Annotated in this window: 14 protein-coding genes; 12 read left to right on the top strand and 2 right to left on the bottom strand. The window is 64.6% G+C overall.

All coding sequences use genetic code 11. The features are described 5' to 3' along the window. Positions 1-988 (bottom strand): NAD(P)/FAD-dependent oxidoreductase (locus K5880_RS17915; protein ID WP_297655435.1); only part of this gene is annotated, 988 nt, incomplete at its 3' end. Positions 989-1,333: 345 nt separating this feature from the next. Between K5880_RS17915 and K5880_RS17910 the strand changes: the two genes are divergently transcribed. The 3 genes from K5880_RS17910 to K5880_RS17900 all read left to right on the top strand — a co-directional run bounded on the left by K5880_RS17910 (position 1,334) and on the right by K5880_RS17900 (position 4,512). Beyond that, positions 1,334-2,767, top strand: coding sequence for a site-specific integrase (locus K5880_RS17910; protein WP_297655432.1), 1,434 nt, complete (start codon positions 1,334-1,336; stop codon positions 2,765-2,767). A 160-nt stretch (positions 2,768-2,927) separates the two neighbouring features. Beyond that, on the top strand, positions 2,928-3,260 hold the full coding sequence (locus K5880_RS17905) for a helix-turn-helix transcriptional regulator (protein ID WP_297655429.1): 333 nt from the start codon (positions 2,928-2,930) through the stop codon (positions 3,258-3,260). After that, positions 3,250-4,512: a type II toxin-antitoxin system HipA family toxin gene (locus K5880_RS17900; RefSeq protein WP_297655426.1), complete on the top strand. Its 1,263-nt coding sequence runs from the start codon at positions 3,250-3,252 to the stop codon at positions 4,510-4,512. The genes K5880_RS17905 and K5880_RS17900 overlap by 11 nt, the downstream gene beginning before the upstream one ends. A gap of 79 nt (positions 4,513-4,591) precedes the next feature. On the opposite strand, the gene K5880_RS17895 is transcribed toward K5880_RS17900, so the two are convergent. Next, on the bottom strand, positions 4,592-5,323 hold the full coding sequence (locus K5880_RS17895) for a type IV toxin-antitoxin system AbiEi family antitoxin domain-containing protein (protein ID WP_297655424.1): 732 nt from the start codon (positions 5,321-5,323) through the stop codon (positions 4,592-4,594). Between the two features lie 292 nt (positions 5,324-5,615). On the opposite strand from K5880_RS17895, the gene K5880_RS17890 reads away from it, so the two are divergent. The 9 genes from K5880_RS17890 to K5880_RS17850 all read left to right on the top strand — a co-directional run bounded on the left by K5880_RS17890 (position 5,616) and on the right by K5880_RS17850 (position 14,169). Further along, positions 5,616-6,557, top strand: a complete 942-nt coding sequence (locus tag K5880_RS17890) for a ParB/RepB/Spo0J family partition protein (protein WP_297655423.1) — start codon at positions 5,616-5,618, stop codon at positions 6,555-6,557. 4 nt (positions 6,558-6,561) lie between these two features. Beyond that, positions 6,562-7,086: a hypothetical protein gene (locus tag K5880_RS17885; RefSeq protein ID WP_297655421.1), complete on the top strand. Its 525-nt coding sequence runs from the start codon at positions 6,562-6,564 to the stop codon at positions 7,084-7,086. Beyond that, on the top strand, positions 7,083-8,156 hold the full coding sequence (locus K5880_RS17880) for a relaxase/mobilization nuclease domain-containing protein (protein WP_297655418.1): 1,074 nt from the start codon (positions 7,083-7,085) through the stop codon (positions 8,154-8,156). Before K5880_RS17885 ends, K5880_RS17880 begins: the two co-directional genes overlap by 4 nt. Before the next feature lie 420 nt (positions 8,157-8,576). After that, positions 8,577-9,335, top strand: a complete 759-nt coding sequence (locus K5880_RS17875) for a LytTR family DNA-binding domain-containing protein (RefSeq protein ID WP_291216866.1) — start codon at positions 8,577-8,579, stop codon at positions 9,333-9,335. Positions 9,336-9,557: 222 nt separating this feature from the next. After that, entirely contained in the window at positions 9,558-10,421 is an 864-nt protein-coding gene (locus K5880_RS17870; protein WP_291216868.1) for a xanthine dehydrogenase family protein subunit M, read from the top strand. A gap of 17 nt (positions 10,422-10,438) precedes the next feature. Further along, positions 10,439-10,924 carry a (2Fe-2S)-binding protein gene (locus K5880_RS17865; RefSeq protein WP_291216871.1) on the top strand — a complete coding sequence of 162 codons (486 nt, stop codon included), beginning with the start codon at positions 10,439-10,441 and terminating at the stop codon, positions 10,922-10,924. 15 nt (positions 10,925-10,939) lie between these two features. Then, positions 10,940-13,351 (top strand): aerobic carbon-monoxide dehydrogenase large subunit, encoded by a 2,412-nt coding sequence (locus K5880_RS17860; RefSeq protein ID WP_291216874.1) that lies wholly within the window; start codon positions 10,940-10,942, stop codon positions 13,349-13,351. Continuing rightward, positions 13,348-13,485, top strand: a complete 138-nt coding sequence (locus tag K5880_RS17855) for a hypothetical protein (protein WP_297655411.1) — start codon at positions 13,348-13,350, stop codon at positions 13,483-13,485. Before K5880_RS17860 ends, K5880_RS17855 begins: the two co-directional genes overlap by 4 nt. A gap of 27 nt (positions 13,486-13,512) precedes the next feature. Beyond that, positions 13,513-14,169 carry an SRPBCC family protein gene (locus tag K5880_RS17850; protein WP_291216877.1) on the top strand — a complete coding sequence of 219 codons (657 nt, stop codon included), beginning with the start codon at positions 13,513-13,515 and terminating at the stop codon, positions 14,167-14,169. The last annotated feature ends 1 nt before the right edge of the window (position 14,170 follow it).

The following is a 14,170-nucleotide window of genomic DNA, read 5'->3' as shown; positions in this document are numbered from 1 at the left end:
CGCCGGGGCCGCTGATCTTGGGTCGCATGCCGGCATAACCAGGCTGCAGCGCACCATCGGGCAGCCCCGGCCAGTAGCGCCGGACTTCGGCGTAGAACCCATCGCCCCGGGCCGGATCCACCAACAAATCATCGGCCGCCTCGACCCATTGCACGTCCGGTCCGAATTTGGCCTGCCCACCCAGGTCGATCGTGAGGTGTACGCCCAGTCCCGCCAGATGCCTGTTGGGATCGGGAGCCGGGTAGATGAGATGTGAAAAGGGACATCGTCCCGACAACGTGAAATAGCTGCCCTTGGCAAACCAGGCCCGAGGCACATGCCGTGCATCCAGTCCTCGAACGCGCTGTGCCAGGTCACATGCCTCGAGGCCTGCGGCGTTGACCACCGAGCGCGCCTGCAGGCGCGTGCCATCGGTCGTCGCCACCTCGATGCCGCCGCCGCCGACCGCCATCTGCTCAACGCCACTGTGACAGACCACCAGCCCACCTGCATGTTCCAGATCACCCTGCAACGCCAGCATCAGTCCATGGCTGTCAACGATGCCCGTAGACGGCGAGTGCACGGCACCCAGGCATTCCAGTTGCGGTTCGAGTTCACGCGCCTGCTCGCGGTCGATCAGGCGCAGATCGGTTACCCCGTTGACACGCGCCCTCTCCAGAATCGCGGGTAATGCCGCCAGCTGGGACGCTGTACTGGCCACGATGAGCTTTCCGCAGCGATGGTGCGCCACGCCACGTTCGGCGCAGTACGCGTACAGCATCCGCCTGCCTTCCACGCACAACTGCGCCTTGAGCGAACCCGCCGGGTAGTAGATACCTGCGTGGATCACCTCGCTGTTGCGCGAACTGGTGCCGGTACCAATGGCTGCCTCGCGCTCCAGCACCATGACTTCCCGCCCACTCAGTGCCAGCGCGCGCGCCACTGCCAGGCCAACCACCCCGGCGCCTATAACCAGCGCATCCACCATTTCTGCATCTGCCTGCGCCATCAGGACCCCTTTCTCATCACGCCCATCATCTCTCCCTTGTCGCAGTCAAGACTTGATTTCACGCGCACCATTCAGCGGCCCCTTCACGGCGGAAACAGAAAAGCCCGCAACCTTTCGATTGCGGGCTTCCGGTAAAAATGGTCGGCGTGGCGGGATTCGAACTCGCGACCCCTTGCACCCCATCGAAATATACGTGAAATCTTGCGGGATTTCCCGGGACGTTATGGGACAATGTTTTTGTTTTAAATCATATAGATACAAAGGATACTTGATCCAAAGTCGTCCCACGAAATACACTGACAGCGTTTATTTTGTTTACCCCACCGTTTACCCCATGGAGGCCTCATGACACGGTACCCGAAGGCGGGAAAGGGCAAAAAGTGGACGACGCTGGAGCTCAAGGCCATGCCCCCGGACTGGCGTGGCGACACCCTCAGTGACGGCGACGGGCTCATTGGTGAGGTCCGGGTCGCCAACGACCAGAGCGTGTCCGCCCGCTTCAAATTCGCCTTCCGGTGGGAGGGCAAGATCGCCTGGTATCCGTGCGGCACCTGGCCCAATGTCTCCATGGAGCAGATCCGCCGTCTGCGCGATGAAGCCCGTGAACTTGCTCGCTCAGGGGTCAACCCCAACGACCACAAAAAAGCCGAGCGCATCGAGAACCAGGCCGCTGTCGAAGCGACGATTGCACAAGCGGCCGCCGAGGCCAGCCAGAACAGGCCCTTCAAGGACATGTTCGACGCCTGGCTGGCCGATGGCGTCGCGCGCAAGGATGGCAACGCCGAACTGCGCCGTTCGTTTGAAAAGGACGTGCTGCCCGTGCTGGGCGAGAAGCCTTTGCGCAGCATCACCGAACACGACCTGCGCAAGGTCCTGCGGACCATGGTGGCCCGTGGCGTGAACCGCATGTCCGTTCGCGTGCACCAGGATCTGGTGCAGCTGTTCGCCTGGGCCGAAAAGCGCCAGCCCTGGCGCGGCCTGCTGATTGAAGGCAACCCGGCCGACCTGATCGAGATCCGCAAGATCGTCTCCAAGGACTTCGACATGGTCAACGAGCGCGACCGCGTGCTGTCGGCCAAGGAGCTACAGGAACTGCAGGCTATCTTTGAGCGCATGGAGGCCGCCTACGAGGAGACCCCGGCCGGCCACAAGTACGAGGTGCAGCGCCCGCTCAAGCGCGAGACCCAGCTGGCGATCTGGATCTGCCTGGGCACGCTGTGCCGCATCGGCGAGCTGCTGATGACGCGCTGGGAAGACGTGGACCTGGTGGAGCGCTACTGGACCATCCCGGTTGCCAACGTCAAAGGATCGATGGGCAAGAAGCAGGGACACCGGGTCTACCTCTCGGACTTCTCGCTGCGCCAGTTCCAGGCGCTCAAGGCCCTCACCGGAACATCGCCCTACTGCTTCCCGGCCCGCAACCTCAAGGAAGACACCCACGTCTGCGTCAAGACCGTGTCCAAGCAGGTGGGCGACCGACAGATCCAGTTCAAGGTCCGCAAGGACCTGTCACGCCGTGCCAACGACAACGCACTGGTGCTCAAGAGCGGCAGCCACCGCGAGTGGACACCGCACGACATGCGGCGCACCGGCGCCACCATGATGCAGGCGTTGGGCATCCTGCCCGACATCATCGACCGCTGCCAGAACCACGTGATGGCGGGCAGCCGGGTGCGGCGCCACTACCTGCACCACGAGTTCGCCGACGAGAAGAAGGCAGCGTGGGACAAGCTGGGGAAGCAGATTGACAGCATCATGGCGCAGACAGGCACGGCATGACCGATCACTCTCATTTCAGAATTTTCCAAAATATGCCCAACATACTGGGCATTATCTGGCCTTGCGCCTACTTAGAGCATCAAAATGGATGTTACCGTGTTGCCATCAGATTGATTTTTGCCTATTATGATGAGCATTAAATCCATTAACGCCTATCTAAATGAGCAACTTCTCAACGCCGCCGCAGGTGGTCGAACAGGTGGCGCAGCTCGGACAGCGCATCCGGACAGCACGAATCCGCCGGGGCTGGTCCGTCGCCGATCTGGCCAGCAAGGCAGGCATCAACCGCAACACCCTCACCGCGCTGGAGCTCGGCCGGCCGGGCACAGCGGTCGGCGTGTGCTTCACCGTGCTCTGGGCGCTGGGCCTGGACAAGACGCTGGACGCTGTCGCCGACCCCGACACCGACCTGCACGGCAAGGCACTCGAATCCTCGCGCCGTCCGGCGCGGGCGGGCAGGTCCACAAAGCCCAGCGAAAGCTATGACTTCTGAACGCCAGGCCTACGTCTACATCCAGTTGCCCGGCACCCTGGAAACGGTGCCAGCCGCACTGCTCAAGGTGCAGACCTTGCCCGACGGGACGCAGATCGGGCGGTTCCGGTACGGCGACCGCTACCTGCAACGCCCGGACGCGGTCGCGCTCGATCCGTTTCGGCTTCCGCTGGCCAGGACGGTGTTCGAGTTCACGCAGCTCAAGGGAATCCCAGGAGCCGTGCGGGACGCCAGCCCCGATGCCTGGGGTCGGCGTGTGATCGAGCACACCCTGCAGCGAAGCGCCGCTGACCTTCAGGAGATCGACTACCTGCTGCACGGCCCGCAGGACGGGGCGGGCTGCCTGAGCTTCGGGCTGAAGGTGGATCCCCCCGCGCCGAGGCGCACCTACAACCGCACGCACCAGCTGGCCGAACTGATCGCGGCGACCCAGGCGATCGAGGACGGGCGACCAGTGGCTGCACATCTGCTCGAACAGCTCGACCCTGGCACCAGCATGGGCGGGGCGCGCCCCAAGGCCACGATCGAGGACGCGCAGAGCCTGTGGCTCGGCAAGTTTCCCGCACGCGACGATCGCTTCAATCTGCAGCGCGTCGAATTCGCGACCCTCGACCTCGCACGCCGCTGTGGCCTGAACGTCGCGCAGGCTCGGCTGCAGGCGGTGGGCGCCAGCGATGTGCTCATGGTGCAGCGCTTCGACCGTGAACACACCAACCAGGGCTATCTGCGCTTCGGCCTCGTCAGCGGGCTGACCGTCCTCGACTGTGGCGACAGCCACCTGGACCGGGAGCGCTGGTCCTATCCGCTGCTGGCCGACAACCTGCGGCGCTGGTCGGACAAGCCAGAGGCCGATTGCACGGAGCTGTTCCGGCGCATGGTCTTCAACGCGGCCGTGACCAACAACGACGACCACCCCCGCAACCACGCCCTGCTGCACAGGCAGAAGGGATGGCGGTTGTCGCCTGCCTACGATCTGGTGCCCTCCCCTGTGGTCAGCCTGGAGAGGCGCGACCTGGCCCTGAGCATTGGAGATCACGGCCGCACGGCGAGCATCTACAACCTGATTTCGCAGGCCGGGCGGTTTGGTCTGTCTGTGGCCGATGCGCGTGCGGAAATCAACCGTCTGGTCGATGTGGTCCGGCACTGGCGGGAGAGCTTCTTTGCCTGCGGCGTATCAGCCAAGGACATCGACCACGTTGCACCGGCTTTCCTGCCTGAATGTTTTTTCTTCGAAAGCCTGCCCGAAGCCTAGAAAGCCAGCCTGGTGCCACCCTTCATGGCGAAGCGACCGGAAGCGAAGACCGCCGGGGCGATGCCCAGCAGCAGGCGGACTATGTCGATGTAGTCCGGATTCGTGGCCGCTTGAGATCCAGGCGTTCACCGGTGCGGCCGACGGCCACCCAGCGCGCGCCACCGCCAATGCGTTCGCTGTGTTTTTCCGCCACAGCGGCCCAGGGCAGGTTCATGCGGGTTGCCATGCTGGCGGCCATGCGCACGACCTTTATCCGGTCGGTGTGCTGCAACAACTCGTCGAGCACCTTGGTGCGCAGGCCGGGCAGGCTCCCGACCAGATCCCGCGCCTCCGCCAGTGATTGCAGCTTGCCAACGTCGCTGAGCAATTCCAGCATGGCGCGCTCCGGCACGGAGACCAGGACGCGCGCGTCACCTCCTGGCAGGGGCTGCAGTCCGAGCCCGACCGGGAGACCATCATCGAACAGCTGGGTGGCCTGGTAGCCCGCCGCAAAGCGCTGCGTGAACCAGTTCGGCAGGCGCCGAGGCACGTCGCCCCAAAGGTCGAGATGCTCACGAAATGCGATGTTCTGGCGAACTCCGCGCCAGGCCAGTGCGGTCTTGCCGCCCACATGAAATCCCGGGGTCTGTTCCGACAGAAAGGCCAGACAACCGTCGCGAGTCAGTGTGTCGCCCGGCAGCATGTAGACACCGCGCGCCAGATGCACCAGCCAGCCGCTGCGAGCCAATGCAGAAGCCCGGAACGCACTGAGGCCGCGCGCCTGCAGGGCTACTGTGCTCAGCGGTTCCCCCCGAGGCAGGCTCGCCAGCAAAGACTTGAATGAAAAAGGCGCTACAGTTGCTTCCACGGGTCAACTGTAGCAATTAATTCATTCTTCAACAAGAAAATCTTGACTCAAATTTGAATAAAATAATCTCTGCAATTGACTCCAAACGTCAACTGTCACGAGAAAATCATCCATAGAGACGACTGACCGGGCATGGACTCGATTCAGGGCGACTCGCAGAGGCTCCGCCCTCCCCGCTTGATTTCAGCCCGAATCCAGCACACAACCAGCCTGCTCTGGCCCCTAGAGTGGTCGTCGTCACCCTCGACGATCGATCATGGGCTCACTGACCAACTTCCTTGCCAATCGCAAGCCCCCAGGCATCAACCTCGACCAGTTGAACCTGTTCGAGGGCAAGCCCGTGCCGACCGGCCTGGCGTTGATGGTGCCCATCGACCAGCTGGACGAAGACCCGGACAACCCACGCAAGGCGTTCCCACCGGAGGCCATCGAGGAGCTGGCTCGGGACATCGCCCAGCGCGGCATGCTGCAGCCCATCGTGGTCAGTGACCGGAATACCCAGGGACGCTATCTGATCCGCTTTGGCAGCCGGCGCTGGCGTGCCGCCATCCAGGCCGGGCTGACCACAGTGCCCGTCGTCTTCGCCGTCGGGGCTCGCGACGCCTACGACCAGGTGGCCGAGAACCTGAAGCGGCAGAACCTCTCCCCGCTTGAACTCGCGCAGTTCATCCGGCGCAGGGTGGATGCCGGCGAATCCAATGCCGAGGTCGGCCGCCAGCTGGGCATGGACCTCACCACGGTGGCGCACCACCTGGCCCTCCTCAATCTGCCACCCGTGCTGGACCAGGCGCTCAGGAGCGGACGCTGCGAATCTCCGCGCACGCTCCACGAACTCAGCCGCCTGCATGAAGAGCAGCCCGAGCAGGTGGCGGCCCTTGTCGCTGGCACGGAACCCATCACCCGTGAGGCCGTGACCAGTCTCCGCTACTCGACTCGGGATGTCACACCCGCAGTTGACAAGCCGGCACCAACGTCTCCACGACCAGACAAAATGGCGCAGGCACTGGCCCGCGCCAGCGGGCTCTGTGAGCGGCTGGACGCTGCGCTGCAGCGGCTGACCCGCTCGGGCGGCATCGACGCACTCCCCCACGATCAGATGCTGGCCTTGCGCCAGCGTGTCGCAGAGCTGGCCGCCAGGCTGACTCCCGAAACCGTACCCGTCAGTGCCGAGACAGGCCATGGGAAAGCCTCAGCGTGACCGGGTGACCATCGACCTGCGTGGCCTGCGCGAGCCGTTGCAGACCCGCGCACGGGTGAACCAGATGACCCCGGCAGCCCTGGTGCGCCAGGCCGTGCTGGCCTACCTGGCCCCGAAGTCTGGTGATCAGAAGCCAGATCCGAAACCCTTGAAATATGTGCGCGAGGAGCAGGTCGTCAAGGTCACGTTGCGCCTGCCTGCCGGACACGCCGCGTTGATGAACTACAAGGCCCGCATCGCGAATGTCTCCAAGAGCATCTATGTGGCCGCGCTCATCGAAGGCGCTCCGCCGCCCAGGAACCACACCCAGACCGTGGCCGCGCTCCAAGCCTCCACCAACAGGCTGGCCGTCATCAGCACCGATCTCAGCGCCTACCTGCGCATCTTGCACATGGTCAAGCCCGGTGCGTCGCAGGAGCTGGAACGTTACCGGGCCGGCATCAGGACGCTGAACGAAGACATCCGGCGCCATCTGGACACGGCATCAGAGCTGGTCGCCGAGCTGCGGCCAACCCGGCGACCCCAATGACCACCGGCCCCTCCATCGACGGCGTGCTGGTGGAATGGGGCGAGCGGCTGTTCTACCCGGCCAGCCACATCGTCAAGCCGGACGCCACGCCGCGTCTGAACCCCCCGAACCGGCCCAGTGCGGCCGCGATCCGCCAGCGTATTGCCGCCACCGTGGTACGACGGGCACCGCAGGTGATGGTGAAGGTCACCGGCGGTGGCCGGGGCATGGGCGCCATTGCGGCGCACTTTCGCTACATCTGCAAGAACGGCCAGCTGCGCATCGAGGACGACCGGGGCGTCGTGCGCGAGGGCAAGGAGGCCATGCACGACCTGATCGACCAATGGCGCGTCAGCGGGTCCCTGATCCCGGAGACCAGCCACCGGCGCGAAGCCTTCAACATCATGCTGTCGATGCCTCAGGGCACCGATGCGCAGACGGTCCTGAAGGCGGCACGCGGGTTCGCGAGAAGGGAGCTGAGGGATCACCACTACGTGATGGTGCTGCACGAGCACCAGGCCAACCCACACGTGCACCTGAGCGTGAAGGCCGAATCGATCGATGGCAAGCGACTGAACCCGCGCAAGACGGACCTGCACCGCTGGCGCGAGACCTTTGCGGAGAAGTTGCGAGAACTGGGTGTGGAGGCCGAGGCGACGCGACAAGCCTCGCGCGGGGCGAACCGCCGGGATGAAAGCATCTGGCAGGTGAAGGCCCGGCAGCAAGGACGGTTGAGCCAGAGTGAAAAGCAGCAGGTCAAGTCAGGCGCAAGCTACGAGCGCAGCCACTCCGGGGCATTCGAGGCCTGGGCGCACATCAAGAAGGCGCTGCAGGCATCCGATGTCCCGGAGGACCGGGAGTTGGCCAAGCACATCGTGCGGTTCGTGAGCGACTCGGCGTACTTCAAGGAAGTCGCGCCGCGACTGCAACGCGAGGCAGCACGGACTGACAAACAAAGAAGTGCCGAACACGCTTGGCCGAATGCGGCAGATGGAATGGGGCGCGAGGCGGCACGACCTGACAAACAACTGAGCGCCCCCGTACCATCGCGCGAGGTGAAAGCCAGGTCCTCCGTCGACATGGAACGCTGAACGGGTCTGCGCGGCAAGCAAACTGGAACAGCCAACTCAGCCAACGTTCAATTCCGACCTGTGCATGGTCAATGCCCGGAGAAGGCTGAACTGAGTCACTCTCGGTTGACCTCTTGCACGACAGTGGCGGCCGTCAACGGTCATTCGACGGTCGACCTTACGTATGACCGCTTCACGCTGGAGACCGGGTACTCGCCCATCAATGCCCGCGGACCGGCAGCGAACGACCGGATGGGCTCAAGGCGACCAGGCACTTCCGCCACCCTTTGCTATCTTTCGTGAGGCTTGGCTGCATTGCCGCTCGGAACCGAACCAGGCACTAAGTCCGAGCCGTTGAATGCGATCATTCAAGGCCAGCGTCGAGAGTTGCGTTACTCTTCGCTCACGCCGACTCTAGTACGAGTGGCCAGGAGACTGCTGATGGAAGCCCAGGTCGCGAACAATTCGCCCCTGTATCTGTTTGAGAGATTTGAAGTCGGCGTGATCCACCTCAACGCCGAACGCAACGTGGTGGCAATGAACGATTTCGCCCGCAAGGTGCTGCCAGTGGGGGAGAAGCAGCCGTTCGACAAGCTGGTGACCTCGTTCCACCCCGAACGATCCAAACCCAAGGTCGACTTCCTGCTCGACCAGGCCTCGGGCTGCCCGGTCGCCAGTTCCACGCCCATGACCATGATCATCAACATCCCCGAACAGGTGTTGCTGATCAAGGTGACGCGGCTGGGCGACCACCTGGGCGCGACCACCGGCTTTGTGCTGGTGTTCTACGACGTGACCCAGGTCGTGAGTCAAGAGGCGCCGGTCACGGCCGAGCTGCCGGCGCCCGTGAACCTACGGCTCAACCGCATCCCCATGGTCGCGAACCACAAGGTGGCGTTTGTGGACACCGCCGACGTGCTCTGCCTCGAATCGCAGGCGCACTACACCCGCGTGCACGCGCGCGACGGTTTTCACTTCTGCAACCTCAGCATCGGCGACCTGCAAGCGCGCCTGGACCCGGCGCAGTTCATGCGCGTGCACCGTTGCTTCATCGTCAACCTGCAGGCAGTGGCCGAGCTGGGACGTGAGGGCAGCAAGACGCAGGTCGTGCTCAAAGGCAAACACCGCGAGCCGATCCCCGTGGCGCGCGGCGAGGTAGCTCGGCTGCGAGAAGCCCTGGGTCTACTGACCAGGTACTGAATCAAGCTGGTTTCAGCACCCTGGGACTTACCCGGATTGCCAGGCCAGACGCGCTTGATCTGAGCGTTTCGTGCAACGCAGCGTGCGGTTCGAGCGGAAAACAAGTCATTTTGTGAACCGATGAGTTAGTAACCCGACTTTGTTGTCGGGATACGGTTCTCCCCCAGACTGGGTTGTCGTTGACAAATGTCAATCGCGCCACCCCATCAAGAGGAGACAAGCATGATTCCACCGCGTTTCGAGTACCACGCGCCCAAGTCGGTCGGCGAGGCCGTGGCCCTGCTGGGCCAGCTCGGCTCCGAGGCCAAGTTGCTGGCCGGCGGCCACAGCCTGCTGCCCATGATGAAGCTGCGCTTTGCCGAACCGGCGCACCTGATCGACATCAACCGCATCCCCGAACTGCGCGGCATCCGCGAAGCCGGCGGCACCGTGGTGATCGGCGCCATGACCACGGAGAACGAGCTGATCAATTCCCCAGTGATCCAGGCCAAGCTGCCGCTGCTGGCCGAGGCCGCCAAGCTGATCGCCGACCCGCAGGTGCGCAACCGCGGCACCATCGGCGGCGACATCGCCCACGGCGATCCGGGCAACGACCACCCCGCCCTCTCCATCGCCATCGAAGCGTCCTTCGTGCTCGAAGGCCCGAGCGGCCGCCGCACCGTGCCCGCCGACGGCTTTTTCCTCGGCACCTACATGACGCTGCTGGAAGAGAACGAGGTCATGTGCGAGATCCACGCCCCGGCCTTCGCGCAGGGCACGGGATACGCTTACGAAAAACTCAAGCGCAAGACCGGCGACTGGGCCACGGCCGGCTGTGCGGTGGTCATGCGCAAGAGCGGCAACACCGTGAGCCACGTGCGCATCGCGCTGACCAACGTGGCTCCCACCGCGCTGCGCGCCGAGGCCGCCGAAGCCGTCTTGCTCGGCCAGCCGGTCAACGCCGCCACGCTGCAGGCCGCCGCAGACGAGGCCACCGCCATCTGCGACCCCGCCGAAGACCTGCGCGGCGACATCGAATACAAGACCGCCATGGCCGGCGAAATGGTCAAGCGCGCCCTGGCCAAGGCCTGGGCCCGTTGCGCATAAACACAGGAGACAACCCCATGGCCAAAAAACTCATCACCGTCCACGTCAACGGCAAGGCGCAGGAAAAAGCGGTCGAGCCGCGCACCCTGCTGATCCACTTCCTGCGCGAAGAACTCAACCTCACCGGCGCCCACATCGGCTGCGAAACCAGTCACTGCGGCGCCTGCACGGTCGACATCGACGGCCAGTCCGTCAAGAGCTGCACCCACCTGGCGGTGCAGTGCAACGGCTCCGAAGTGCTGACGGTGGAAGGCCTGGCCAACAAGGGCGTGCTGCACGCCGTGCAGGAAGGCTTTTACAAAGAGCACGGTCTGCAGTGCGGCTTCTGCACTCCCGGCATGCTGATGCGCGCCTACCGCTTCCTGCAGGAAAACCCCAACCCCAACGAAGAAGAGATCCGCCACGGCATGGCCGGCAACCTGTGCCGCTGCACGGGTTACCAGAACATCGTCAAGGCGGTGCAATACGCCGCCAAGAAGCTGCAAGAACCCGTCACGGCCTGATCAGGAGAACCCCACATGAATGCACCGGTACAAACCGCCGAAGCCCGTGAACTCGCCCTGGCTGGCATGGGCGTCTCGCGCCTGCGCAAGGAAGACGCCCGATTCATCCAGGGCAAGGGCAACTACGTCGACGACATCAAGATGGCGGGCATGCTGCACATGGACATCGTGCGCTCACCGATCGCCCACGGACGCATCGTCAGGATCAACAAAGAGAAAGCCCTGGCGATCCCCGGTGTGCACGCCGTGCTCACCGCCGACGACCTGAAGCCACTCAAGCTGCACTGGATGCCCACACTCGCGGGCGACGTGGCCGCCGTGCTGGCCGACGAAAAGGTGCACTTCCAGATGCAGGAAGTGGCCATCGTGATCGCCGACGACCGCTACATCGCCGCCGACGCGGTGGAGGCCGTGGAGGTCGAATACGACGAGCTGCCTGTGGTGCTCGACCCCTACGCCGCGCTGTTGCCCGACGCCCCGGTGCTGCGCGAAGACTTGGCCGGCAAGACCAGCGGCGCGCACGGCCCGCGCGAGCACCACAACCACATCTTCACCTGGGACGCGGGCGACAAGGCCGCGGCCGACGCGGCGTTCGACAACGCGGCGGTCAAGGTGAGCCAGCACATGTACTACCCGCGCGTGCACCCCTGCCCGCTGGAAACCTGCGGCTGCGTGGCCAGCTTCGACCCGATCAAGGGTGAGCTCACCACCTACATCACCTCGCAGGCGCCGCACGTGGTGCGCACGGTGGTGTCCATGCTCTCGGGCATTCCGGAGAGCAAGGTGCGCATCGTCAGCCCCGACATCGGCGGCGGCTTCGGCAACAAGGTCGGCATCTACCCCGGCTATGTGTGCGCGATCGTCTCCAGCATCGTGCTCGGCCGTCCGGTGAAATGGGTCGAGGACCGCATCGAAAACATCTCGTCCACCGCCTTTGCCCGCGACTACCACATGGACGGCGAGATCGCCGCCACCGCCGACGGCAAGATCACCGGCCTGCGCGTGAACGTGGTGGCCGACCACGGCGCGTTCGACGCCTGCGCCGATCCGACCAAGTTCCCGGCCGGCATGTTCCACATCGTCTCCGGCAGCTACGACATCCCGGCCGCGCACTGTTCGGTCAAGGGTGTCTACACCAACAAGGCGCCCGGTGGCGTGGCCTACCGCTGCAGCTTCCGCGTGACGGAAGCGGTCTACCTGGTCGAGCGCATGGTCGATGTGCTGGCGCAGAAGCTGAACATGGACAAGGCCGAGATCCGCGCCAAGAACTTCATCAAGAAAGAGCAGTTCCCCTACACCAGCGCCTTCGGATTTGAGTTCGACAGCGGCGACTACCAGACCGCGCTCGACAAGGTGCTGGCGGCCGTGGACTACAAGGGCCTGCGCGCAGAGCAGGCCGCCAAGCGCGCCGACCCGAACAGCCCCACGCTGATGGGCATCGGCCTCGTCACCTTCACCGAGGTGGTGGGCGCGGGCCCGAGCAAGATGTGCGACATCCTGGGCGTGGGCATGTTCGACTCCTGCGAGATCCGCATCCACCCGACCGGCTCGGCCATCGCCCGCATGGGCACGATCACGCAGGGCCAGGGTCACCAGACCACCTACGCGCAGATCATCGCCACCGAGCTTGGCATTCCCAGCGAGGTGATCCAGGTCGAAGAAGGCGACACCAGTACCGCGCCCTACGGCCTGGGCACCTACGGCTCACGCTCCACGCCGGTGGCCGGCGCCGCCATCGCACTGGCCGCGCGCAAGATCCACGCGAAGGCGCGCAAGATCGCGGCCCACATGCTGGAGGTGAACGAGAACGACCTCGACTGGGAAGTGGACCGCTTCAAGGTCAAGGGCGACGACAGCAAGTTCAAGACCATGGCCGACGTGGCCTGGCAGGCCTACCACCAGCCGCCCGCCGGGCTGGAGCCTGGCCTGGAAGCAGTGCACTACTACGACCCGCCGAACTTCACCTTCCCGTTCGGCATCTACCTCTGCGTGGTCGACATCGACCGAGCCACCGGCGAGACCAAGGTCCGCCGCTTCTACGCGCTCGACGACTGCGGCACCCGCATCAACCCGATGATCATCGAGGGCCAGATCCACGGCGGCCTGACCGAAGGTTTCGCGGTGGCCATGGGCCAGCAGATGCCGTTCGACGCGCAGGGCAACCTGCTCGGCAACACGCTGATGGACTACTTCCTGCCCACCTTCGTGGAAACGCCGCACTGGGAAACCGACCACACGGTGACGCCCTCGCCACACCATCCGCTGGGTGCCAAGGGCGTGGCCGAGTCGCCGCACGTGGGGAGCATTCCGACCTTCACCTCGGCCATCGTGGATGCGTTTTCGCACCAGGGCATGACGCACATGGACATGCCGCACAACGCGTTCCGGGTGTGGAAAGAACTCAAGGCAAGAGGTTTGAATCTGTGAACCACCCCCGCCGCGCTGCGCGCGACCCCCTCAAGGGGGCGGCGCTGGCGGCCGGGCAAAGCCCGATCCACGGCGCCCTGGGCTGGCGCGTGCTCAGGCGCTGCGTCTCGAGCTCCGGTGTGGCGATCCACTGATTCCTGATTCAACATAGGTACTCCGACATGGAAGTCAAACTCGACAAACGCTACCCCCTCGACGTGGACCCGGCCCGCGCCTGGGCCATCCTCGCCGACCTCAAGGCGGTGGCCGGCTGCATGCCCGGTGCAGAGCTCACCGAGCAGCTGTCCGACACCTCGTACAAGGGCGGCGTGAAGGTGAAGGTGGGCCCGGCGGTGGCCCAGTTCGGCGGCACGGTGGACGTGCTGGAACAAAGCGAGGCCGACCGCAAGATGGTGCTGCGCGGCAAGGGCGCCGACAAGGGCGGTTCGTCCGCCTCGATGGACCTGATCGCGGTGATCGAAGCCGACCCGGCCAACCCGGCGCACAGCGTGCTGCACGGCGACGCCTCGGTCATCGTCAACGGCAAGTTCGCTCAGTTCGGCGGCCGCATGATGGTGCAGGTGTCCGAGATGATCCTGGTGCAGTTCGTCGAGAACTTCCGCCAGGCGGCGCTGGCGCTGCCCGCGCCGGCCTCGGTGGAGATCGCCGAGGACGCTGCGGTGGCGTTCGGTGGCGCTCCCGAACAAGCCACGCCCCTCACGGTGGCCGCGGCGCCACCCCGTCCCGCCCCGCCGGTGGCGCAGGAGATCAACGGACTGGCCATCGTTTGGGCGCTCATCAAAAACTGGTGGCAGGGTCTCTTTGGCAAGAAGGCTTGAG

Origin of the sequence: Hydrogenophaga sp., assembly GCF_025699295.1 — a bacterium.
Lineage (GTDB): Bacteria > Pseudomonadota > Gammaproteobacteria > Burkholderiales > Burkholderiaceae_C > Hydrogenophaga.
Note: the sequence above shows the minus strand (reverse complement) of the source record. Positions and strands in the feature narration are given on the sequence as shown.